This window comes from Acinetobacter sp. USHLN143, from assembly GCF_037145695.1.
GTDB lineage: Bacteria > Pseudomonadota > Gammaproteobacteria > Pseudomonadales > Moraxellaceae > Acinetobacter > Acinetobacter fasciculus.
Window position 1 is genome coordinate 19,643 of record NZ_JBBCWZ010000021.1, and the last position, 23,688, is coordinate 43,330.

Annotated in this window: 26 protein-coding genes; 18 read left to right on the top strand and 8 right to left on the bottom strand. The window is 44.0% G+C overall.

Going from position 1 to position 23,688, the window contains the following annotated elements; translation table 11 throughout:
- The first annotated feature begins 27 nt into the window (after positions 1 to 27).
- The 5 genes from WFH18_RS07670 (at position 28) to WFH18_RS07690 (ending at position 5,146) form a co-directional block, all read left to right on the top strand.
- The gene (locus WFH18_RS07670) at positions 28 to 663 is read left to right on the top strand and encodes a TetR/AcrR family transcriptional regulator (protein WP_005251442.1); all 636 of its coding nucleotides are present in this window, start codon (positions 28 to 30) and stop codon (positions 661 to 663) included.
- 98 nt (positions 664 to 761) lie between these two features.
- Positions 762 to 2,450 carry an AMP-binding protein gene (locus tag WFH18_RS07675; protein WP_004280116.1) on the top strand — a complete coding sequence of 563 codons (1,689 nt, stop codon included), beginning with the start codon at positions 762 to 764 and terminating at the stop codon, positions 2,448 to 2,450.
- Positions 2,451 to 2,758: 308 nt separating this feature from the next.
- Positions 2,759 to 3,427 (top strand): class I SAM-dependent methyltransferase, encoded by a 669-nt coding sequence (locus tag WFH18_RS07680; protein WP_004280114.1) that lies wholly within the window; start codon positions 2,759 to 2,761, stop codon positions 3,425 to 3,427.
- A gap of 62 nt (positions 3,428 to 3,489) precedes the next feature.
- Positions 3,490 to 4,287: a thioesterase family protein gene (locus WFH18_RS07685; RefSeq protein ID WP_004280113.1), complete on the top strand. Its 798-nt coding sequence runs from the start codon at positions 3,490 to 3,492 to the stop codon at positions 4,285 to 4,287.
- Between the two features lie 82 nt (positions 4,288 to 4,369).
- Positions 4,370 to 5,146: a Rossmann-like and DUF2520 domain-containing protein gene (locus WFH18_RS07690; RefSeq protein ID WP_004280112.1), complete on the top strand. Its 777-nt coding sequence runs from the start codon at positions 4,370 to 4,372 to the stop codon at positions 5,144 to 5,146.
- Positions 5,147 to 5,239: 93 nt separating this feature from the next.
- Here the strand turns inward: WFH18_RS07690 and trmB are convergent, their stop codons facing one another.
- The gene (trmB, locus tag WFH18_RS07695) at positions 5,240 to 5,956 is read right to left on the bottom strand and encodes a tRNA (guanosine(46)-N7)-methyltransferase TrmB (RefSeq protein ID WP_004280110.1); all 717 of its coding nucleotides are present in this window, start codon (positions 5,954 to 5,956) and stop codon (positions 5,240 to 5,242) included.
- A gap of 151 nt (positions 5,957 to 6,107) precedes the next feature.
- A complete protein-coding gene (locus WFH18_RS07700; RefSeq protein ID WP_004280109.1) occupies positions 6,108 to 7,553 on the bottom strand; it encodes a SulP family inorganic anion transporter in 1,446 nt (481 codons plus the stop codon).
- 217 nt (positions 7,554 to 7,770) lie between these two features.
- Here WFH18_RS07700 and WFH18_RS07705 point away from each other — a divergent pair, with 217 nt between their 5' ends.
- Positions 7,771 to 8,382, top strand: coding sequence for a glutathione binding-like protein (locus WFH18_RS07705; protein WP_004280108.1), 612 nt, complete (start codon positions 7,771 to 7,773; stop codon positions 8,380 to 8,382).
- Positions 8,383 to 8,436: 54 nt separating this feature from the next.
- Here the strand turns inward: WFH18_RS07705 and WFH18_RS07710 are convergent, their stop codons facing one another.
- The 5 genes from WFH18_RS07710 to WFH18_RS07730 all read right to left on the bottom strand — a co-directional run bounded on the left by WFH18_RS07710 (position 8,437) and on the right by WFH18_RS07730 (position 11,191).
- A complete protein-coding gene (locus WFH18_RS07710) occupies positions 8,437 to 9,219 on the bottom strand; it encodes a thiazole synthase (RefSeq protein WP_004280106.1) in 783 nt (260 codons plus the stop codon).
- Between the two features lie 14 nt (positions 9,220 to 9,233).
- Positions 9,234 to 9,431 (bottom strand): sulfur carrier protein ThiS, encoded by a 198-nt coding sequence (gene thiS / locus WFH18_RS07715; protein WP_004280105.1) that lies wholly within the window; start codon positions 9,429 to 9,431, stop codon positions 9,234 to 9,236.
- A gap of 35 nt (positions 9,432 to 9,466) precedes the next feature.
- A complete protein-coding gene (locus WFH18_RS07720) occupies positions 9,467 to 9,832 on the bottom strand; it encodes a DUF423 domain-containing protein (protein ID WP_004280103.1) in 366 nt (121 codons plus the stop codon).
- A 119-nt stretch (positions 9,833 to 9,951) separates the two neighbouring features.
- Positions 9,952 to 10,821 carry an RNA polymerase sigma factor RpoH gene (gene rpoH, locus WFH18_RS07725; protein ID WP_004280101.1) on the bottom strand — a complete coding sequence of 290 codons (870 nt, stop codon included), beginning with the start codon at positions 10,819 to 10,821 and terminating at the stop codon, positions 9,952 to 9,954.
- Positions 10,822 to 10,957: 136 nt separating this feature from the next.
- Positions 10,958 to 11,191: a sulfurtransferase TusA family protein gene (locus WFH18_RS07730; RefSeq protein WP_004280100.1), complete on the bottom strand. Its 234-nt coding sequence runs from the start codon at positions 11,189 to 11,191 to the stop codon at positions 10,958 to 10,960.
- Positions 11,192 to 11,573: 382 nt separating this feature from the next.
- Here WFH18_RS07730 and WFH18_RS07735 point away from each other — a divergent pair, with 382 nt between their 5' ends.
- Positions 11,574 to 11,789, top strand: coding sequence for a cold-shock protein (locus tag WFH18_RS07735; protein ID WP_004280099.1), 216 nt, complete (start codon positions 11,574 to 11,576; stop codon positions 11,787 to 11,789).
- Between the two features lie 101 nt (positions 11,790 to 11,890).
- Positions 11,891 to 13,042, top strand: coding sequence for an ATP-dependent RNA helicase RhlB (rhlB, locus tag WFH18_RS07740; protein ID WP_004280098.1), 1,152 nt, complete (start codon positions 11,891 to 11,893; stop codon positions 13,040 to 13,042).
- A 61-nt stretch (positions 13,043 to 13,103) separates the two neighbouring features.
- On the opposite strand, the gene WFH18_RS07745 is transcribed toward rhlB, so the two are convergent.
- Positions 13,104 to 13,484, bottom strand: coding sequence for a hypothetical protein (locus tag WFH18_RS07745; protein ID WP_005246748.1), 381 nt, complete (start codon positions 13,482 to 13,484; stop codon positions 13,104 to 13,106).
- 258 nt (positions 13,485 to 13,742) lie between these two features.
- On the opposite strand from WFH18_RS07745, the gene WFH18_RS07750 reads away from it, so the two are divergent.
- From WFH18_RS07750 to WFH18_RS07795, 10 genes are all read left to right on the top strand, one after another.
- Positions 13,743 to 14,324 (top strand): nitroreductase family protein, encoded by a 582-nt coding sequence (locus tag WFH18_RS07750; protein ID WP_004280095.1) that lies wholly within the window; start codon positions 13,743 to 13,745, stop codon positions 14,322 to 14,324.
- 33 nt (positions 14,325 to 14,357) lie between these two features.
- Complete coding sequence (locus WFH18_RS07755) at positions 14,358 to 15,431, top strand: NAD(P)H-dependent glycerol-3-phosphate dehydrogenase (protein ID WP_004280094.1); 1,074 nt, start codon at positions 14,358 to 14,360, stop codon at positions 15,429 to 15,431.
- A gap of 76 nt (positions 15,432 to 15,507) precedes the next feature.
- Complete coding sequence (locus WFH18_RS07760; RefSeq protein ID WP_004280092.1) at positions 15,508 to 15,963, top strand: phosphoglycerate mutase family protein; 456 nt, start codon at positions 15,508 to 15,510, stop codon at positions 15,961 to 15,963.
- A gap of 30 nt (positions 15,964 to 15,993) precedes the next feature.
- Positions 15,994 to 17,133: a type II secretion system protein GspL gene (gene gspL / locus WFH18_RS07765; RefSeq protein ID WP_004280090.1), complete on the top strand. Its 1,140-nt coding sequence runs from the start codon at positions 15,994 to 15,996 to the stop codon at positions 17,131 to 17,133.
- Positions 17,133 to 17,612: a type II secretion system protein GspM gene (gene gspM / locus WFH18_RS07770; RefSeq protein ID WP_004280088.1), complete on the top strand. Its 480-nt coding sequence runs from the start codon at positions 17,133 to 17,135 to the stop codon at positions 17,610 to 17,612. The genes gspL and gspM overlap by 1 nt, the downstream gene beginning before the upstream one ends.
- A 90-nt stretch (positions 17,613 to 17,702) precedes the next feature.
- Entirely contained in the window at positions 17,703 to 18,704 is a 1,002-nt protein-coding gene (locus WFH18_RS07775; RefSeq protein ID WP_004280086.1) for a quinone-dependent dihydroorotate dehydrogenase, read from the top strand.
- 5 nt (positions 18,705 to 18,709) lie between these two features.
- Positions 18,710 to 19,291, top strand: coding sequence for a CvpA family protein (locus WFH18_RS07780; RefSeq protein WP_004280084.1), 582 nt, complete (start codon positions 18,710 to 18,712; stop codon positions 19,289 to 19,291).
- A gap of 24 nt (positions 19,292 to 19,315) precedes the next feature.
- On the top strand, positions 19,316 to 20,851 hold the full coding sequence (gene purF, locus WFH18_RS07785) for an amidophosphoribosyltransferase (RefSeq protein WP_004280083.1): 1,536 nt from the start codon (positions 19,316 to 19,318) through the stop codon (positions 20,849 to 20,851).
- A gap of 89 nt (positions 20,852 to 20,940) precedes the next feature.
- Positions 20,941 to 22,830, top strand: a complete 1,890-nt coding sequence (locus WFH18_RS07790; protein ID WP_004729955.1) for a M48 family metalloprotease — start codon at positions 20,941 to 20,943, stop codon at positions 22,828 to 22,830.
- 204 nt (positions 22,831 to 23,034) lie between these two features.
- Entirely contained in the window at positions 23,035 to 23,679 is a 645-nt protein-coding gene (locus WFH18_RS07795) for a hypothetical protein (RefSeq protein ID WP_004729953.1), read from the top strand.
- Positions 23,680 to 23,688 lie beyond the last annotated feature (9 nt).

A 23,688-nucleotide genomic window follows, 5' to 3' on the forward strand; every position in this document is an offset into this window, starting at 1 on the left:
TCATTTTATCTTGTTGAGAATAATTTTATGAGTTATAAAAGATCATCATTGATGCAGGAACGAATGGAACAAAATCGCCTGTCGATTTTGGAATCTGCTCGTGAACTGATTATTCAAGGGGGCTTGAAGGAGGCATCGATTCAGGCGATTGCAGAGCGCGCAGGCGTTTCTACAGGGCTGGTCTATCGATATTTCGAAAGCAAAAGCCAGATTTTGATCGAGGTTTTGTCGGCCGCGATTCAGCATGAAGTCGGGATCCTGAACCATATTGCCGAGTCAGATTTGTCGCCAAAACTGAAATTGCAAAAATCTGTTACAACTTTTGTCAAGCGTGCTATGAATAGCCCCCAACTGGCGTATTCACTGATGTTCGAACCGGTTGATCCGGAAATGGAACATGAGCGTTTTCGCAGTAAGCAGCTGCTCAAGCAGAGCATTAAGGAAATTCTGGCCGAAGGAAAGGTCAATGGAGAATTCGAATTTGAAGATTTGAATACGGCAGCGTTGGGCGTAGTTGGTGCCATGACCTTTGTCGTGATTGAACCTTTAAATCCGTCCCGAAATGTCATGTTTGATCAGAAGTATAAGGATCACTTTGTCAAACAGATTGCCGATTTTTGTGTCAACGCAGTACGTGGACAGGAGGAAAATTTACAAGCATAAACACACAAAAAACCGGTACACAGACAAGGTCGTCGTGGTCATAAAACAATTAGTAAAGTTGAAAATCAGAATTACAAAGAATCAAGGAGATCGATTCAATGACACAAGTACGGTTAAGCTATGCCTATGGAACCAGCAGCCAGCCTTTATTGGGCATGACGATTGGTGAAAAATTTGATCAGGCTTGCGAGCGGTATGCAGAACGTGATGCGGTAGTGAGTTTGCATCAGAACATACGCCTCAGTTACCGGCAGCTACAGGAACAAGTCAATGCCTTTGCCTGTCAGCTGCTGAAAATGGGTATGCAAAAAGGTGATCGTCTGGCGATCTGGTCGCCGAACTGTGTGGAATGGACCATTACCCAGTTTGCAGCCTTCAAGGCAGGCATTATTCTGGTGAATTTAAATCCAGCTTATAAAAGCAACGAGCTTGAATATGTGCTAAACAAGGTCTCCTGTAAGGGACTGGTGATTGCAGCGCAGTTTAAGACGACGGACTATCAGGAAATTCTGACTAAAATTGCACCGGAATTGCAGGAAACCGAAGGTAAATTCCTTAATGCAGAGCGACTGCCACATTTAAAGCATGTGATTAAAATTGATGATCAGCAGCATACCGGCATCCACCGTTTTCAGGATTTACTAAGCTCGCCTAGTGCGCAAGAGTTGGAACAACTGCAACAGATCTCCAGTGAATTGCAGTTTGATGAAACGATTAATATCCAGTTTACCTCGGGCACTACGGGCAATCCGAAAGGCACCATGTTGACCCATAATAATATTTTAAATAATGGTTATTTTGTCGGTGAAGCCATTCATTTAGGGCCAGAAGACCGTGTCTGTATTTCAGTGCCTTTATTCCACTGTTTTGGTATGGTCATGGGCAATCTGGCCTGTATTACGCATGGCTCTGCCATGATCTATCCGTCTGCCGTGTTTAATCCGCTGGAAACCTTAAAAGCCATCCAGCAGGAAAGATGTACCGCGGCTTATGGTGTGCCGACTATGTTTATTGCGGTGCTGGAACATGAACAGTTTGACGAGTTTGATCTGTCCAGTCTGCGTACCGGGATTATGGCGGGTAGTCCATGTCCGCAGGAAATTATGCAGCGCGTGATTGAACGGATGCATATGTCTGAAATCACGATTTGTTATGGCATGACTGAAACCGCACCCGTCAGTGCACAAAGCTCAACGGCAGACAGTGTCGAGCAACGTGTCAGTACGGTTGGCCGGGTACATCCGCATCTGGAAGTTAAAATTGTCGATGAAAATGGCAAGGTGGTTCCACGCGGCCAATTGGGTGAGCTGTGTGTACGTGGTTATTCAGTGATGCTCGGTTATTGGGAAGATCAGGATAAAACCCAGGAAGTGATTGATGCGGCGCGCTGGATGCATACCGGTGATATCGCTGAAATGGATGATGAAGGCTTTGTCAAAATCAAGGGCCGAATCAAGGACGTGGTGATTCGTGGAGGGGAAAACCTGTTCCCGAAAGAAATTGAAGATTTCCTTTATACCCATCCGGCTGTTTCAGATGTACAGGTGATTGGGGTGCCAGACCATAAATATGGTGAGGAACTTTGTGCCTGCATCATCCTGCATGAAAATGATCCTTGTACTGAAGAAACCATCCGTCAGTATTGTAAGGAGCATATTTCTCACAATAAAGTGCCGCGCTATGTGCGTTTCTTCCAGGAATTTCCAATGACGGCTTCAGGGAAGGCGCAGAAGTTCAAATTGCGTGAATTTATGCGTGAAGAGCTGAACTTGAAAGAGATTGCTTAAACTTTATTTTTTACGTTAGAACTAATCCTAAAGCTAACAATTAATAGCAACTCATCAGAGAGCCCGGCGACATGGATGTCGCCGTTTCACTGTATGGCAGGGATGCCATATCAGTGAAACAAAAGGGTTTGGTTACTTTGCCCCGTCAAAGTAACGAAAAACCTGCGCAATGGACGTTCAATATATCTAGCAGTTTGAGGTTGTACATTTAGCAAGATTCTAAAATGTCTGTAAATGAATTTACTGATCACGACGGTCTGGTAATAGAAATACATGAATGTACTGAACATCTAAAATCAGAGTAAAATATGGCAAAAAACTTTCACAGTGAAGTCGTGGTCGCCAGTTATGACGATCATATCCGTAAACTGATTCCCGGTTATGAACTGGTGCATCAGCAGATTGAAGCAATTCTCAGCACTGAACTCCCAGAAACCGCACATATATTAATAGTGGGTTGCGGAACAGGTTATGAATTGTCGTATTTATTAGAGCAACATCCAGACTGGACCTTTACTGCAATTGATCCATCAGCAGCTATGCTGGAACAGGTTAGTAAAAATCTGAATTCCATAGATCAACAAAGGGTACAACTTATCCAAAGCACAATCCAAGATTTGAATCAGCCGGATACGTTTGATGCTGCGTTGGCCATTCTAGTGGCACATTTCATTCCAAATTCCGAAAAAAACGGATTTTTTCAGGCTATTTATCAGTGTCTTAAAACCAATGGTCTTGCATTGACCTATGATCTGATGCAACCTGAAGATCAGCAAGACATTAAAACTATGCAGAAGATGGCACAACAGACAGGGTTGAGTGTAACGCAAAGTACCAAGATGATTGAACGCTTGGAGCAGGATTTTTACTTGTTATCTGCGCATAATTTTAAAGCGCTTTTAACCAAAGTCGGATTTAAACAGTGCAAAATTTATTGTCAAATCATGGATTATCATGGCTTTTTGCTCAGAAAATAAAGATAAAAGCACTTTTTGTAAACTCTAAAGTTTAAGTGAATATTCAGGGAAGTATTAAAACAATGTCGGCATATTACAGTTTTATTCAGCGCGAACAGCATGCAGATGGCAGTACTACGGCTTATTACCGTTCTAATATTCATGCACAAGGTGCGTGGAATCCGCATGAGCAGCACATGGCGCCAGCCACCGGTATTCTATGCGTCGAACTGGAACAGTTTCAGCCACGTGCTGACATGCGTATTGGTCGGGTCGGGCTGGATATTTTTGGCCTGATAGCCTTTGGTGAATTTTCGATTACCACACGCATGATCCGTCCGGGTAAAACCATTGAACTGGTTGAAGCTGAAATGTGTGCCAATGGTAAAACCTGTATCGTGGCACGCGCGTGGAGAATGCTAACTTCAAATACCACGGCCATTGCTGGAGTGGAAGATTTTCCGATCGAAAGTCCAGAATATTTACCGGTTTGGGAGGGTATGCGCTGCTGGCCGGGCGGTTATATCCAGAGTATTGAAACCCGGGCACATGCTGACCATCGTGCAGGCAAGGGCATTGTCTGGCTAAGAAATTCGCTGGACATGGTAGAAGGTCAACCGACGACAGACTTTAGTCGTTTGCTCGGTATGGTCGATACGGCCAATGGCATTGTGCCACGTCAGGACCCGAATTCCGGTTGGGGATTTCCGAATCTGGACCTGCAGATTCATATGCACCGTCTGCCGCAGGGTAAATGGCTGGGACTGGAAGTGGTGCAGCAATATGGTGAAGATGGTATTGGTCTGACCAGCGGGATTCTGCATGATGTTCATGGACCTTTTGGTCGAAGTGAACAGATTCTGACCCTGCGAAAGTTCTAAAGTCTATTCGAAACATCAAGGCCAATTGCCTCAATCTTTATTTATTGGCATGCTGTGCGTAATTTATCAGGAAGAACAGCAGATGCGGATCAGTATGATTGGGGCAGGGCGAGTGGCATATCATCTTGCCCTTGTATTGTCAGCACACCATGAGATCGTACAGATCTACAGTCGAACCCTAGAAAAAGCACAATATCTGGCTGAGCAATTCAACGCTCAGGCCATCGCTCAGCCTCAACAGCTGGATCATGAGGTGGATCTGGTCATTATCGCGGTCAGTGATCAGTCGATTGCCAACGTCATTGAACAGATTCATCCGTATCTACAGCAGAATCTGATCGTACATACCTCTGGCAGCACCCATCTCAATTTACTGAAAAATGTGCATGCGCGTGCAGGCGTATTTTATCCTTTACAGACCTTTAGTCTCGAACGCCAGATTGATTGGCAGCAGACGCCACTGTTGATTGAAGCGGTGAATGAACAGGACCAAATCCTGTTATTAGAACTGGCAAATAGCCTAAGCAATCGTGTTTATACTTATAGTTCCAGTCAACGTCTCAGTTTGCATCTTGCAGCGGTATTTGCCTGTAATTTTGCCAATTACTGTTATGACATGGCCAAGCAGGTGGTTGATGTACAACAGGTCGATTTCAGTTTGTTGTATCCCTTAATGCTGGAAACTGCCAATAAAGCCACTCAGAATGATCCCAAACAAATGCAGACCGGCCCAGCGATGCGTGGTGATCAGAATATCTTGAATATGCATCAGCAGATGTTAGCCAATATGCAGCGAGAAGATTTACAAAATGTCTATCAGTTGTTGAGCCAGCAGATTCTCACGCGTCATCAGAAATGAAGAAGCTGATAATTTATCTACGAAGCAGGGTTCAAAGCCAAATTTTTCCCATAAAAAAGCGCTGAATAATCAGCGCTTTTTTTGAGTCTTAGATTAAGAAATTTTCTTAAAGATAAAATCATTAATCTTGTGACCTGCTTCAATCCCGCGACGTTCAAACTTGGTTTGTGGACGCCATTCCGGACGAGGATAGCTATTGCCTTTGCCCGCCAGATTTTCCAGACGTGGACGTTCTTCCAATACTTCTATCATCCATTCCGCATACGGTTCCCAGTCCGTTGCAGCATGGAAAGTTCCGCCAAGCTCCAGCTTTTGCTCCACCAGCGGCATACGGTCATGCGAAACAAAGCGGCGTTTAAAATGACGTTTTTTCTGCCATGGATCAGGGAAGTATAACTGAACTGCATTAATACTATTGTCTGGCATTTCACGTAATACCTGAATTGCATCAGCATCCAGCACACGTAAGTTCGTTAGGCCTTCAATACCTGCTTCATACACGCACTGCGCAATTCCAGGTACATGGACTTCAATTCCGACAAAGTTACGTTCAGGATTAGCTTTGGCCATCAATACCAGTGAACGGCCCATACCAAAACCAATTTCTACAGTCAAAGGACGTTCAGGATGTTCAAAGTGCTGACGCAAATCACCGACTGGATATTCCAAAATTAAGTGACCATATTGTTCAAGCGCAGTACGTTGAGAGGTATTCAGCGGCATTGAGCGGCGCATAAACGTCACGATTTCACGGTGCTCGCTTAAGTTTTCCAGCTCCACGACTTGCTGGTCTAATTGATCGTTCGACATAACTTTGGCAAATCTAAAAATTCAGAATGCGGTATTTTAAGTCCTGAGCCGAGCAAGTCAAACTTTTCTCGGTATTTCTCCATAAAAATCGGCAAGATCTTCCAGATAAAATAAAAGAGCCAATTGAGGCTCTTTTATTAATCATCGTTCATCAGCTACTAAACCGGTCGATCAATGTACTGCTGGCTTCATTCAAACCAATCACCCTTACATCTATCCCTTGGGCTTTAAACTTCTGAATCACGTTATTCAGCATATTGACCGAAGTCACGTCCCAAATATGCGCATGGGTCAGATCCAGTTCGACATGCTCAAGCTTCTCTTTAAAATCAAAGAACTGATAGAACTTCTCTGAACTGCTAAAGAATATCTGTCCAGAAATAAAGTAGCTGCGTGAATGAGCCGAATTCAAATGCGTATAGACATGTACGGTTCTTTCCAGTTTATTAATAAAGAACAGGGCAGAGAGCAATACGCCGACAAATACACCAAGCGCCAGATTATGAGTGGCAAGCACGACAATAATCACGGCAATCATCACGGTATTAAATTCTAGCGGATGTTTGCTGAATTGCTTGATTGCTCCCCATTGAAAGGTGGTAAATGCCACCATAATCATGATCGCAACCAGCGCTGCCATTGGGATATAAGCCAGCCAGTCTTTCAAAAAAACCACGAGACACAGCAGAAACACGCCAGCGACCAGAGTCGATAAACGGGTACGTGCCCCTGAAGACACATTGATAATTGACTGGCCGATCATGGCACAACCGGCCATCCCGCCCATAAAGCCGCTGACAATATTGGCCATACCCTGACCACGACATTCCTGATGACGGTCACCTTCAGTTCCGGTCACTTCATCAATGACCGTAGTGGTCATCATGCTTTCCAGCAAACCGACAGTCGCCAAGGTAAAGGAATAAGGCAGGATAATTTGCAAGGTTTCCAGATTGAGTGGAATTTCTGGAATCAGGAATACTGGCAAAGTATCCGGGAATTGTCCAAGATCGCTCACGGTACGCATATCTGCACTTAACAACAGCGCCAACCCGCTTAATACGATAATACAGATTAAAGGTGAGGGAATGGCTTTGCCAATTTTCGGGATATACGGAAACAGATAAATAATTGCCAGACCAATCGCAATAAACAGATAACCGGTGCTATCCATCCGGTTAATTTCCGGGATTTGTGCCACAAATATCAGGATCGCCAAGGCATTCAAAAATCCGTATACCACCGCCTGCGATACAAAGCGCATTAATTTAGCGACTTTAAAATAACCCGCAATGACCTGAATGATGCCGGTCAGAATTGTGGCAGCCAACAGATATTGCAAACCATGTTCTTTTACCAAGGTAATCATCAAAAGTGCCATTGCGCCTGTAGCCGCAGAGATCATGGCAGGACGGCCACCAAAAAAGGCAATGGATACTGCAATGCAGAAAGAGGCATATAAACCGACTTGCGGATCGACACCGGCAATGGCAGAGAAGGCAATTGATTCAGGAATCAGGGCAAGTCCCACCACCAGACCTGCCAATACATCTGTGCGGATATTGGAAAACCATTCTTCTTTTTTCAGGCTAATCACGAAATATCATCTAAATTTGGAAAACCTGTGTATGTTAAACAGATAGAGATAAAAATCTACACAAGATTGACTTGCAAAAGCCCGGAATATCCTGAATATTGAATGAGTAACTGCCCTGAGGTGACAGTTACGCTTTTTTGCAATTTACAGGTTTGATCACTTGAAAGTTTGTCAGAAGCGATTTAAAACATTGAGAAGTGTATAACAAGGATCAGAAATGAAGCTTTACTATTCACCAGGTGCCTGCTCACTGGCAGCACATATTATTTTAAATGAAATTAATGTCGATTTTGATTTGGAACGTGTTGATTTAAAAACACATAAAACAGAAAAAGGTACGGATTATTACGAAGTTAATCCTAAAGGCTATGTACCAGCGTTAGAAATTAACCCTGGTCTGATCCTGACAGAAAATGTTGCAATTCTACCGTTTCTTGCTCAACACGATCCAAAACAAGATCTAATTCCACCATCGGGCATGGGACGTGCCAAAGTGCTGGAATGGTTAGGTTATCTGAACTCTGAACTACATGATGCCTATGCGGTGTTCTTCGGTGGCAAGTTATCCGAAGATGAAAAGAAAAAAGCCTATGCAGAGATTGATCGACTATTGAGTTATATCGATAAAGCGATTGGTGAATCGGACAATGATTATCTGGTGGATGATAACTTTGGGCCTGCGGATGCCTATCTATTTGTCTTGACCAACTGGTCGAACCAGATTGAGCATGATTTGAGTCCATATAAAAATATTATTCATATCCGTAATAAAGTGGCAGAACGTCAGTCTGTACAGATTGCTATGCGTGATGAAGGTCTGATTCCTTAACTAAAAACAAAAATAAAGGACTCAATTGAGTCCTTTATTTTTGTTCATGAAAATTTATTTAAAGAAATAGCCGGTTTCCGGTGAGCTGGCATTGGCCATACGCTTGCGCGGCATACGGCCAGCAAGAAAAGCTTCTCGGCCTGCTTCAACGGCTTTTTTCATCGCAGATGCCATTAATACCGGATTTTGTGCAGCTGCAATCGCTGTATTCATGAGTACACCATCACAACCCAGTTCCATCGCAATCGCGGCATCACTCGCTGTACCGACACCGGCATCGACTAGGACAGGAACTTTGGCATTTTCCTTGATGATTGACAGGGTATGTGGATTCAGAATGCCCAGACCAGAACCAATCAGGCTACCCAATGGCATAATCGCAACACAGCCCATGCTTTCCAGCTCTTGCGCCACGATCGGATCATCCGAGGTATAAACCATGACCTCAAAGCCATCGTCAATCAAGGTGCGCGCAGCTTTCAGTGTTTCGGTTACGTTTGGATAAAGTGTCTTTTCATCACCCAAAACTTCAAGTTTGACCAGATTGTGGCCATCGAGCAACTCACGCGCCAGCATACAGGTGCGGACGGCACTATTGGCATCGAAGCAACCTGCGGTATTCGGCAAAATGGTATATTTTTCCGGAGGAATGACTGACAGCAGGTTCGGCTGGTCAGGATCTTGGCCAATATTGACACGGCGAATAGCGACAGTGACAATCTCTGCACCACTGGTTTCAATGGCCTGCTGAGTTTCATTTAAATCTTTGTATTTGCCCGTGCCTACCAAAAGGCGTGACTGGAATTGGCGTGAACCAATCTGTAATAAATCTTGCATAATTGTCCCGAGTATTAGCCGCCACCGACCGCGTGAATAATTTCTATTTTGTCTGTATCGCAAATTGGCGTATCGCCCAATCTGCTTTTAGGAATAATCATTTCATTGACTTCAACTGCAAAACGCTTACCCTCAAGCGCCATACTCTGAATCAGTTCCAGCAGATTCTTGCAGTGAGTTTCCTGTTGTTCGCCATTGATGTAAATCATCATTCTAGCAACCCTCCATGATTAAGTGTTGTTCAAACTTATCTGGCGTATTTTAAAGCATTCCAGGCCAGAATTAACCATCCGGCAATCATTAAAGCCCCGCCGATGGGCGTAATAGCACCTAAACCGCGGGGTAATCCTAAGGCCATGATATACAGTGAGCCAGAAAACAGTAAAATGCCGACCTGAATCAGACCGAAGCTCCATTGAATGGGCAATGCAGGGATGACTTTCGCCAGTAAAGAAAGAATCAGTAGTCCTAAGGCATGATAGAAAAAATAATCCGTTGCCGTTTGCCACCAGCCGAGCTGTGCTTCAGTCGCCCGCGCTTTTAAACCATGTGCACCAAAAGCACCGAGCATGACTGCAAGTGCCAAATTAAGTGCTGAAATCGCAATCCACATTTGAATTGATCTTCCTGATAAAGTTTGCGCTCAACCTTAGCATAAATTCAAAATGCGGACATAAAAAAGCCTTCATCAAAGAAGGCTTTTTCGAGGTAAATCAGTAACAGAATTTGGTGTTAATTGGATGACATCGCCACTTTAATTTTTTCCATGGCATTTTTTTCCAGCTGACGAATACGTTCCGCAGAAACATTATATTCCGCTGCAAGCTCATGCAGGGTCGATTTCTCGTCATCTAGCCAGCGACGCTGCAAGATATTACGTGAACGATCATCTAGCTGATCCATGGCTTCATGCAGGGCAGAGGTGCTTTGCTCCTCATAGTCTTCATTTTCAATCAGACGAGCCGGGTCATAACGATTATCTTCAAGATATAACGCTGGTGCCACATGGGTGGAACCTTCATCATCGTCATCGCTTGATGCATCAAAAGCCGCATCATACGCCGTCAGACGGCCTTCCATTTCCAGTACTTGTTCTGGTGTGACATTTAAATCATTGGCAATAGACTGTGCTTCTGCGAGCGTCAACTTTTTCGATGATTTCTTCAGGCTTCGCAGATTAAAGAACAGTTTACGTTGCGCTTTAGTGGTGGCGATTTTCACAATACGCCAGTTACGGATCACATATTCGTGAATTTCCGCCTTGATCCAGTGCACGGCAAATGACACCAGACGTACGCCCATATTCGGGTCAAAACGTTTTACAGCTTTCATCAGGCCCAGGTTGCCTTCCTGAATCAGGTCGCCTTGTGGCAAACCATAACCTGCATAACTACGCGCAATATGTACTACAAAACGCAAATGCGACATGACCAGCATTTTCGCTGCATCTAAATCTTGGTCATAATAATAGCGTTCAGCCAACTCTTTTTCTTGTTCGGCCGTTAAAATCGGAATCTGATTGACAGTGCTGATATAAGCACCGAGGTTGACACCTGGCGCCGATAATGACAGGGGCATTAACTGATTGCGGCTGTCACTCATGTGTTCTCCTTGAAGTGCGGGATAACCCTAAACTAGGTTTTATCTTAATCCAATCTCTCCGCAAATAATGGATATTTGGGTAGAGAAATGTAAAAAAGTATACGAAAGTGAAGATCAACAGTTTAATTGAAAATTTTTAAGATTCAATTAAGTAGTGAAACTCTGTATCAGAAATTTTTTTAAATTCAAGCTTGAGCTGATGCAGCTGACAATAGCGGCTGACATCTGTCTGGCTATGCGGATCAGATGATTTCAGCAGGAATGTTTTCTGATTTCCGGCCTTTAGTGCGCGCTTTAACATTAATAGCGGCATCGGGCACGGTTTTCCCATAGCGTCTATAAGGCTGAATTGCGCTGGATATTCGGACATTGCGGTTTTATTTAGATGGCAGAAAAGGCTATAAATAGTAGCAAATATGATGCCAGAACCAAACTGGTTTCAGAAAAAGAAGATCTAAATGACTTTATAAAGTCTTTTGACAATTTTCATGAAAAAAATAACTAAATCAAACAGAACATGCTAAAAAAAATCTATTAATTGTGATAAACCCATGTTAAGCTCGTTGCGTATTTGGGACTTTGAATAAACAAAGTGATTGTTTTTCACCCTATTACATAAATGGATGTAACCGGGATTTTGTTGATAGTTTTACAGAATGATTACAAGCTTAAAAATAATATTTTCAAACTTGTTTGCTCTGCTGTTTGCAACACCGGGTGGTCCTTCTTTTAGTTTCAATGAGGATTAACTTATGACAGCTGCTCGCGAACAAGGCGTAGTTAAGTGGTTTAACGATACTAAAGGCTTCGGCTTTATTCAACGTAACGGCGGTGATGACGTATTTGTTCATTTCCGTGCTATCCAAGGTGACGGTCACCGTTCACTTCGTGACGGCCAACGTGTTGAATTCAGTGTTGTTAAAGGCCAAAAAGGCTTTCAAGCTGAAGAAGTTCAACCATTAGACTAATCTTCGGATTAAGCTAAAAAGAAAACGCTCCAATATAACTTGGGGCGTTTTTTGTTTATACTATCCCTATCTTAGTGATTACCCAATTAGAGCACCGCTTTATGTCATCTGGTTTTGAAACCTTAAATTTACATCCCAATCTAAAAAAAGCGATTGATGCTTTAGGCTTTACCACCATGACGCCTATCCAGCAGAAGGTTTTGAAATTCACGCTGGCAGGACATGATGCCATTGGCCGTGCACAGACAGGTACAGGCAAAACTGCTGCCTTTTTAATTAGTATCATGAATGATCTCTTAAATAATCCGATTCAGGAACAACGCTATCGTGGTGAGCCACGTGCGCTGATTTTGGCACCGACCCGTGAACTGGCGTTACAGATCGAAAGCGATGCACAGGATCTGGCGAAATATGCTGGTCTCAATGTGGTGACCTTGCTGGGTGGTGTGGATTTTGACAAGCAAAAGAACCAGCTTAATAAAGCGCCTGTCGATATTATGGTGGCTACACCGGGTCGTTTGATCGATTTTGTAGAACAAAAAGAAGTCTGGCTGGATCAGATTGAATTTTTGGTCATTGATGAAGCCGACCGCTTACTAGATATGGGCTTTATTCCTTCAGTAAAGCGCATTGTGCGTTTCTCGCCGCGTAAAGAACAACGTCAGACTTTAATGTTCTCTGCAACTTTCAGCTACGATGTGCTGAATCTTGCACAACAATGGTTATTTGAACCGGTCACAGTTGAAATTGAACCGGAAAAGAAAACCAATGCCGATGTCGAGCAACGGGTTTATATGGTCGCCAAGGCGGACAAATATAAATTGTTGCAAGAAATCTTGCGTGATGAGCCGATTGAAAAAGTCATGATTTTTGCCAACCGTCGTGATCAGGTGCGCAAACTTTATGACCATTTAAAACGTGATGGCTATAAAGTAGTGATGCTGTCTGGCGAGATTGCTCAGGACAAACGCCTTAAAATGCTGGATCAGTTCAAAAATGGTAAACATAACATCATGATTGCAACGGATGTGGCAGGTCGTGGCATCCATGTTGATGGTGTATCGCATGTGGTGAACTTCACCTTGCCGGAACAGTCGGATGATTATGTGCATCGTATTGGTCGTACCGGTCGTGCGGGAACCAGTGGTGTGAGTATCAGTTTCCTTGCAGAAGATGATGCGTTCTATCTGCCAGAAATTGAAAAAGCCATTGGTCAAAAATTGCCTTTGACCCGTCTGGAAGGTTATTGTTAATCCAGACCATCGAAAAACCGCTCTTGAAGAGCGGTTTTTTATTGCGCTATGGTTTATTAGCTTATTTGGCCTGACAGCGGAATGTAAGAACCGTCTGATAATCATCATTTTGGTTTAAACCGGTATTGGTACCTGCGATATTCCCGAGAACGGTAGCTGCTGCCTGGATCATCTGACCTGTTTGTTCATCGACCACGCCTTTTAAAGCGCCGTTATAAGCTGTCTTTTCATCCACAATAATTGGGGTTGATCGAGAGCCACAGGCTTTATTGGCCGCAGTAATCGCATTGTTTTTCGAGGTCAGTTGATTTTTACCTAATCCGGTCACCTCATACTGGTTATTTTCCTTTTGAACGGCCAAAGCAGTCGGGTTTGAGGCACAGGCAGTAAGCAGTAATGCGGAAATAGCCAATCCGCTGAAAGTGATTGTTTTTTTCATCATGAAATCTCAAGTAAATACGATGCTGAATATTTCAACACAGCAAGCAGCGCAGATTTTGTAGCTGTTGTATAGGTTTGGCAATTTTTGGTATAGCTCTATGTGACTTAGGTGAAAAATAGAGCAGTACGGGATTGAAAAACCAAGCAAGTTTATTTTTAAGTGGTGATGAGCTGGCTGAATCGCTATGAAGTTTCTAGCGTATTTTTCTTTGAATATGCTAATCTTGAGTATAGTTTTTAAGTGTAGATATACAAGGCAATGACGGAATCTGCGATTGACATCGTTCATCAAAATATTCACCAACGACAATCGATTGGTCATCTGCTGGCACCGGCACCGAATGCAGAACAACTGGAAAAAGCCTTTCAGGCGGCATTAACTGCACCCGATCATCATCGGCTCAAGCCGACCACATTTGTGGTGGTTCCAGATAATCAGCGTGAAGCTTTTGGAGAGTTGCTGTCGCAGGCGCTCGTCGATTTGGGTGAAACTGAAACAGCGCAGATTGAGCGTGTTAAAAATCATCCATTTCGTGCGCCTTTATTGGTACTTGCCTTAACGCGTTTGCAGGATCATCCTAAAGTTCCTCATTTTGAGCAAATCCTTAGTTCAGGCGCAGCGATTCAGAATTTTCTGCTGTCACTTCAGGTTCAGGGTTTCTCAACCATGTGGCGTAGCGGTGCTGTAGTCGAGTCTGGCCTGTTTAAGCAGGCATTGGGAATTTCAAAAGACGATCTGGTCTCGGGTATTATTTATATTGGCACTGCCGCAAAAGCAATTCCAGCACGCACAGAGATTCGAACCGGTGATTTTGTCAGTTACTGGAACCAGAACAGCTAGTTTGCACGGTATAACAGGATATTAAAAAATAAGATGTCAGAATTAAATTTCTCAAAACTGGTAGAACCGGTTGCAGTTGATCATAAGACAGCTTTAAGAGTAACGGTATTGGGTGGGGGCAGCTTTGGTACTGCAATGGCCAATACTGCAGTGCGTAATGGTTGCAATACCATGATCTGGATTCGTGATGAAGCAGTTGCGGCAGATATTAATGCCACCCATATCAATAAACGCTATTTGCCAGATTTTAAGTTAGAAGAAAATCTGCTGGCGGTGTCAGACCTGGAACAGGCTGTGCGTGATCGCGATATTATTTTAGTCGCAATTCCGAGCCATTCTTTCCGGGATGTTTTGCAGCAAATCAAACCTTTTATTACATCGCAAGCCGTGATCTCGCTGACCAAGGGTATTGAAGCCAAAACCTTTAGTTTCATGAGCGATATTATTCGTGAAGTGTTGCCTGAAGTGCCTTATGGTGTGTTATCAGGACCGAATCTGGCCAAGGAAATTGTGGCAGGACAGCCGGCAGGAACCGTGATTGCCAGCCAGTCCGAGCTGGTGCGTTATGCCGTACAACAAGCCCTACATAGTGCCTTGTTCCGCGTATTTGCTAGTGATGATGTGCATGGGGTAGAACTCGGGGGCGCATTAAAAAATATCTATGCTGTCGCGATGGGCATGGCTGCTGCGTATAACGTGGGTGAAAATACCAAGAGTATGATCCTGACCCGTGCTTTGGCCGAAATGAGCCGTTTTGCAGTAAAACTCGGTGCTAATCCGCTGACTTTCCTTGGGCTTTCAGGTGTGGGTGATTTGTTCGCTACCTGTAGCAGCCCTCTTAGCCGTAATTATCAGGTGGGTTATGCGCTTGGTAAAGGTAAAACCTTGGAGCAGGCAACGACTGAGTTGGGGCAAACGGCAGAAGGGATTAATACCATTGTACAGGTCAAGGCACGTTCGGAAGAGCTCGATGTGTATATGCCGATTACCTCGGCCTTGTATGATGTGATTTTTGAAGGTGCGCCGCCACTCAATATTGCATTGTCATTGATGAAAAACGGTCATCGCAGTGATGTTGAATTTGTCTTGCCACATCATCAAGTCTGATCTATAACACAGGGACTGTCTGCGAATTGTCATATTCGCTGCTTATCATGCAGGCAAAAGAATATAAGGAAATCAAATGCAACTGACTTTAGTTCGACATGGCGAGGCCGCGCCACCGGTCAATGGTAATGACACCAAGCGACCTTTAACGGAGCGTGGTCATCAACAGGCTGAGCAAACTGCACAGTTCTTAAAGGATCTGATTAAGCCTGAAGTCTTTGTGGTCAGTCCGTTATTGCGTGCGCAGGAAACTCTGGCACATTTGCAGCAGTATTTTAAAGATGTGCCGGTGGTGATCTGTAATACCATCAAACCGGATGATGATGCCAAAGTTGCAGTAGAATGGTTGTCGCAACTGCCTTATGAGTCGATTGCAGTGGTGTGTCATATGAATGTGGTGGCACATATGTCTTCCATTCTGCTGGCTGAATCTTTTCATCCCTATGCATTGGCAGAGACACGTATTTATGATCAGGCGGTGATTGCCCCGGGTTTATCCACACAGATAAAAAGCTTTATTCCTACACTATAAAAAATTAATTAAAACGGCAGAACACAATCAATGTTGTATTTATGGATGCCAGAAGCCAATGGGGTTTGGCAATGGTCAACTGGGGAGTTCTGGAACACTGCGCACACACTTGAGCAGCTGATTCAGGATATACAAGCTCATCATGGCGAAGAGGCAGTGGTATTTTTCCCGAGCCGTCATGTGCAAATTTTGCAGCAGACCTTGCCCAAGAGCCAATATAAGAAAATGGGCAATGATGGCATTAAATATTTGCTCGAAGAATATGTGGTGCTGCCGGTAGATGCCATGAAAGTGCTGCATCATTTTCAACAGCCGGATCAGATCAGCATTATAGGAATTGCGAATTCTACGCTTGAGACCTTGCAACATGCTTTAAGCCTGATCCCGGTCAAGCTAGCAGCTTTGTTGCCGGACTTTTTGGTGCTGCCGATTCCTGAGGCCAACCAGCGTGTGATTGCTCAAATTGGTGGGCGTTTGCTGGTGCGCGAGTCGGAATATATCGGTCAGTCGCTAGATGATCTGAGCCTTTATCTGGATTATCAGCCCAAGGACCTCAGCTATAAGGTGAGCAACCTGAATCAGGAGCAGTTGCGTAGTCTTGAAGCACTGGTCACTCAGGAGCAACTGGAGTCTTTCCAATATGGAATTCCTGTACTGAAAAAACCGAAACAGCATCCGTTTAATGTCTTGCCTAAAGCAAAATCCGATGGTGCTATTTCCGGCTACTGGAAAGCCTGCGCGGCAGTTTTTCTGGGTATTTTGGTGTTGCAGTTTAGTTATGATGCTATGCGCTGGTATCAATATAAGAAAGTGGCGAATCAGACTGCTGCGCAAGCCATTGACCAGTTTAAATACTGGTTTGGACAAAATTATCCGGTCACTGAGCAGAATATCAAAAGTCAGTTTGAAGGGCAGTTGCGTCAAAGCCAGATTGCAGATACGCATGCATTACAGCTGATTAGTCGGGTGGGGCCTGTCTTGATGCAAAATCAGATTGTGGCACAACGGGTGAATTATGATGCTTCTGTGCTAAGTATGGAACTTAAAGCCAATTCATCAGAAACGTTAAATGCACTGACCACACAATTAAGCCAGCAAGGCTTTAAGGTGGAGCTGGGGAATATTCAGGCCAGCGGAACAGCTGCGATCGGACTGGTGAGGATTCAATAATGAAAGGCATTGAAGCGCTACAAAATCGTATGGATCAGTCTTTTGAAAAACTGAGTGATTATCTGGACAGCTTGTCGGTACGTGAACGGGTAATGGTGATTTTTACCACTGTTTTTGTGATTGTGGCGGCAGTCGGTTCTGCACTCTGGTATATGCATCAGGCGGCAGATACCCAGCAAAAACGCTTAAATCAGCTGAAAGATACCATTGTTTGGATGCAAAGTAATGCAGTAACCATGAAACCGGCTGGGGACACCCAACTGGATGCAGCGGAGAAAGTACAGCGAGTCGCACAGCAGCAAGGATTGTCGGTGGCTTCCCAGCAAATGGAAGGAAAAATTCAATTGGCGGTCATGCATGAAAATTATGCAGTACTGGCAAATTTCCTGACTCAGCTGGCACAAATGGGGCTAAGTATCGAGAAAATGGAACTAAATAATGAGGCAGGACAGATTAAATTAACGGCGACCATACAATAAACGGTAAAAATAAAGATTTGCAAAGCATGGTTTTTTTGTCAGCCTATGCCTATAATATGCCGACTTAAAAAGCAGTAGACTTTTCTGGATATGTTGTATTCTCTAGCCCGCCCTTTGTTGTTTTCTTTAGCACCAGAGCGTGCACATGAGCTGACATTATCACTATTGAAATCATCCCATAAAATGGGCTTGATGCGTCAAAACGTTGCTGCGAAACCTGTGACCTGTATGGGAATCGAATTTCCCAATCCGGTAGGTCTTGCGGCAGGTTTGGACAAAAATGGTGCCTATATTGACGCCCTTGCCGGTCAAGGTTTTGGTTTTATTGAAATTGGTACCATTACCCCGCGACCGCAAGCCGGCAATCCTCATCCGCGTTTATTCCGTTTGCCACAGGCCAAAGCCATTATTAACCGTATGGGCTTTAATAATGATGGCGTGGATCAGCTGGTTGAAAATGTCAAAGCGGCCAAATTTAAAGGTATTCTCGGTATTAATATCGGTAAAAACGCTGATACTCCGGTAGAAAAAGCAGTAGATGATTACCTCATCTGTTTAGAAAAAGTCTATAATTATGCTTCTTATATTACCGTCAATATTTCTTCTCCCAATACCAAAAACCTGCGCAGCCTGCAAAGTGGTGATGCACTCACCGAACTGCTGGAAACATTGAAGAAGCGTCAGCTTGAATTGGCTCAGGAATACCAGCATTATGTACCTTTGGTACTCAAAGTGGCGCCTGATCTGGATAACAGCGATATTGCCTTTATTGCCAAACAGTTATTGCAATTCAAGATCGATGGTCTGATCGTGACCAATACCACACTGTCACGTGAAGGGGTAGAGGGTCTGGAGCATGCAGAGGAAGCGGGCGGTTTGTCTGGCGCGCCAGTATTTGAGAAAAGTACCGCATGTCTGGCTGCATTTGCTGCGGTATTAAAAGGACAAATTCCATTGATTGGTGTGGGTGGTATTCTTTCAGGTGCAGATGCTGTTTCCAAGAAACAGGCAGGCGCCAGCCTTGTACAGGTTTATAGTGGCCTCATCTATACTGGACCTAAACTTGTAAAAGATTGTGTAGACGCACTTTAAATCCTATGAATGCCATTGATATCTTTCTACTGATTATCTTGCTCATTGGAGGGCTCAACGGTTTGCGTCAAGGATTTATTAAAGCCTTTGCGAACTTAGTGGGATGGATCTTTGCCCTGATTGTTGCGGCAAAATATTCAACGCTACTTGCGCCGTCTATGGTTGCTCTGAGTACAGATCCAGTTGTACAAAAGATTGCGGCCTTCGCCTTTATCGTCCTGCTGATTGTAGTTCTGACCTGGATCGTTACTGCACTGTTGAACCGTATTTTAAAGAGTCTTAAACTGGGTCCTCTCAACCGTCTGGCTGGTGGTGTCTTTGGTAGCCTGAAAGGTTTGCTCATTGTCCTGATTACCATGCAGGGGATTGGTCCGTGGGTAGAAAGCTCGCCGCACTGGAAACAGTCCAAGTTTATTCAAGCCTTATTGCCTTATGCGCCTTGGGCGACTCAAATGTCGAAAGAAGCCGCGAATGGCGCACTACAACATATCAAGCCTGAAGGGGCATCGAAACCTTCAGCTTCATCATCTGAAACATCGTCCAAGTCTGGAGTTGCAGATGAGTCTACAAATAATCCTTTTTATTAATCCTAGCTTGTCTGCGAGGTTGCTATGTGTGGAGTAGTTGGTATAGCTGGTAAATCACCCGTTAACCAAATGTTGTTTGATGCATTAACGATGTTACAACATCGTGGACAAGATGCAGCTGGGATCGTGACATGTGATGAAGGACGTTTATTCCTGCGCAAAGACAATGGTATGGTACGTGATGTATTCCATACCCGTCATATGCGTGCTTTGAAAGGAAATTACGGTATTGGTCATGTGCGTTATCCAACAGCCGGTTCATCGAGCAGTGCTGAAGCACAGCCGTTTTATGTGAACTCGCCGTACGGGATTACCTTGGCACATAATGGTAACCTGACCAATGCCGAAGAAATTCATGATGACCTGTTCAAAACTGACTTGCGTCATATGAACACTGATTCTGATTCGGAAGTCCTGCTAAACGTGTTGGCGCATGAATTGCAAAAACATGGCAAATTGGTACCAACGTCAGAAGATATTTTCCATGCGGTAACACGTGTGCATGAGCGTTGTAAAGGTGCTTATGGCGTAGTGGCGATGATTACCGGTCAAGGGCTGGTGGGCTTCCGTGATCCAAATGGTATTCGTCCACTGATCTACGGTTCACGTGAAACTGAACAGGGTATGGAATATATCATTGCTTCTGAGTCGGTTGCGATTACTGCACTGGGCTTTAAAGTTGAGCGTGATATTTTGCCTGGTGAAGCGGTATTTATTGATTTAGAAGGTAATTTTTTTACCAAGCAATGTGCGGCGAATGCTGAATACCGTCCTTGTATTTTTGAATATGTTTATTTTGCCCGTCCAGATGCCATCATTGATGGAATCTCGGTGTATAAAGCACGTTTGAAAATGGGTGAGAAGCTGGCGCAAAAAATTCTGCGTGAGTGGGGTGAAGAGCATGATATTGATGTGGTGATTCCGATTCCGGATACTTCACGTACTTCAGCGCTAGAACTTGCCAATATGTTGGGCGTGAAATTCCGTGAAGGTTTCATGAAAAACCGTTATATCGGCCGGACCTTCATTATGCCTGGTCAGCAGCTGCGTAAAAAATCGGTACGTCAAAAACTGAACCCGGTTGAGCTTGAGTTTAAAGGTAAAAACGTACTGTTGGTGGATGACTCGATTGTCCGTGGTACGACCTGTAATGAAATTATCCAGATGGCTCGTGATTCTGGTGCGAAAAAAGTATTCTTCGCTTCTGCAGCACCGATGGTGAAATATCCAAACGTTTACGGTATTGATATGCCGGCGAAATCTGAGCTGATTGCATCGGAACGTAGCGTGGAAGAAATCCGTGAAATTATTGGTGCTGACCGTCTGATTTTCCAGGATCTGGAAGATTTGAAAGATGCGGTAAGAACCACCAAAGTACCGGATGTCAAAGACTTTGATTGTTCAGTCTTTGATGGCATCTATGTTTCGGGCGGTATTGATGCGCAATATCTGGATGATCTTCAGCAAAAACGTAGTGACAGTGCCATGAAAGAAAGCAATTATATTGATGTCAATATTGATGCAGCTTCAGTGGATTTGACTGGCGTACGCGAAGTCTAAGTAGTTAAAATCATCATGAAAAAGCGGGAATTTCCCGCTTTTTTGTTTTATGATGAGCCCATTGAAAATCATCATTTTAGGATTCTGCATTGCGAAACGTAGGATACGATTTTATAAAAAACAAAAATATAGTACTGCCTGTAAGTTTTTGCCTGATTGCAATTCTGTTGACTATTTTTATTATTAATACCGTTGTTGGTCTCTTTGTTTTTTATACTGATCCTAGCCAGTCAATCTTCTGGCATGCGCTAAGTCCTTATCTGATTGCTTTGTTGTTATGTGCCATGATGATCTCGGTCATCTATGAATTCTATATTTTTCGGAATGGCGGTTATTCGCTGGCGAAGCAGTTGGGTGCACGTCGGTTGAGTCCGATGGACAGTATTCCAGAAGAAAGTGCTGCACTGCACATTAACCAGCAACTGTCAGAGACTTTTCTGATTGACGTTCCGGCGGTATATGTGCTGCCCGATGAAGTTGGTGTCAATGCATTGACGGCAGGGTTTAGTCCGCGGGATACCGCAATTATCCTGACTTGGGGTGCGATACAAACACTGGATAAAGTCGAGCTGTATGGCTTGCTCAGCCATGAATTCAATAAAATCCTGTCTGGTGAAGCTGCGGAAAATACCCGTTTGAAAATTCTGTATAGCAGTTTAACCACGTTTAGTCAGTGTGGCAGTAAGATTGCCAAGTCCGGTTTTTATCGAGCGGGTAGTCCTCGTGAAAACAAGTTCGAAACTTTCTATGTTTCAGTCGGTGCGGTGATCTGGCTGATTGGTAGTTTGGGTGTTTTGATTTCCCGTTTCATTAAATATATTTCACTCGGTGGTCGGACCTATAAAAATGATCGAAAGACCCGACGCCTGATTCAAAATGATGCCAATATTCAGACTTTACTCAGAATTCATGTGCATCATTCCGGCTCCCAGATTTATAGTGAATATGCTGAATCCATTTCACATATGTGCTTTGCCAATTCCTTGAGCCCACAAAACTGGCTGAATATTCATCCCCATATCAATCAGCGGATTTATGAATTAAATCCTGCCTTGATTCAGGACTTACAGCTTGAGAATCTGAAAAAACTCAAAAATCAGCCTTTGTTTAGTTTGTTCCGTTCTTTAGAAGAAGTGGTGCCTGAAACTGCAATGAGCTGGAGCTCGCCACAGCCTTTGCCATTATTGCGGCTGTCTCCGATCAGTTTTGCGATTAAAGATGCGATCAAACCACTGAATCCGGAACTTCGGCTCAAGATGCCACGTCCGGAACTGATTGAGCGTGCATTACAAACCGCAACTGGTTCTCGTGAAGTGATGGTCGCCATTTTAATGATCCGTCAATATCGTGAATTTATTCCGACTGAGGCTGAAGTTAGCCGTGCCATTGTAGATTCATTGCTCAATCTGGACGGGCGGGTGCATATCTCGATTTTCCAGCAAGCTTGTAACAATATTGGTGGCATGCCGACAACTGTTGCACGCCAGTTTTTGATGAAGCTGGCACGGATTATTCAGGAAGATGGCGAAATTGGCCTGTTGGATGCATTATTACTGGAATGTGTGAAATACGAACTGAATTTGCTTCCTGCACATACGCCTACAGCACTCGATGAGGTCAAGCCACAGATTGTGCGTTTGATCGACGCCTTGCTGCATGTACAGCAGATTAATAGCGGCAACCAGCTTGAGGTGCGGGAGCGGATTTTAAACCGGATTCTGACCGCTCAGGAACTGGACTTATATAATGAAATTTCTGATGAGCCGATTGATCTAGCAGAAATCCTGAATGATATTGCGGGGCTGTTATTGCGTGATCGCCTCAGTATTTTAGGTATTGCAGAGGCCTGTTTGTGGAGTGATCGTATCGTGACACAGGATGAGTTGGACGTGATGGAGCTGTTGTATTGGCGCTTGGGTTTTGAGGCAGAACAGGTCGTTCAGCAAATGTTAAAGAAGAACAGTTTAACCATTCTGTAGAAAATAAATGAGAACGCGCAGCTTTAGCCGGAATCTGTTATAACAGCAGGAATGGTTTAATTGTGTATTAAAAGCACGGTTTTTAGCAGACAGCTAAACTTTGTACTAGAATCCATCAGGATAAAAAAGAAAAGCTGAAAAAGTTCGGCAAAGCACAGGCAATCCGGCTAAAATGTTCAGCCTGAAATTGGTGATGATGAAAAGATGATTGGGCATCAGCGTGACATACTGGCAACATTAGGAATCGATCTCTGGATTCCTAGGGACAGCGCATGTCAGCCGCACCAGGTTTCGATCTGGCGTGATCAGGCTGCACCTGAATTTCACACCGATATCGTCTTACCACAGCCTGCTTCCGTAGAGGCGTTGGCTGATCTACCGATTCCTGAGCCAGAGCCAATTGTTACGCTTAAGGTTGATACACCACCTGCGGCACCGACTCACATTGCACCTGTTCAGGAACAGCGTGAAATCGTACAAATCCCGCCATTCAGTTTGCAGGCTTTAAGTCTGGCACATTGCAGTATCGTGATTGATGCAACTGCAATGACCGAAGACACCCAGAATTTATGGGGCAATATCCAGCGTGCAGTCCCGGGAGAGTTTCATGAGCTGAACTGGCCATTTCCCTGGGCCAATGTTCAGGATGGACGTGGTGTAGAATCCTATATTCAGGGTTTTCTGGATGGGATGAGTGTAGAGAAAAATATTATTTTCCTCGGGCCTGTAGCGCATATATCAAATACGAAAATGATCCAGTTGGCATCTTTACAAGAAATGCTGGATCAACCAATTCTAAAAAAACGTTTATGGCAGTTTATGCAAAATAGGACCGCCAGTCTGGAATAATCTTGCTGT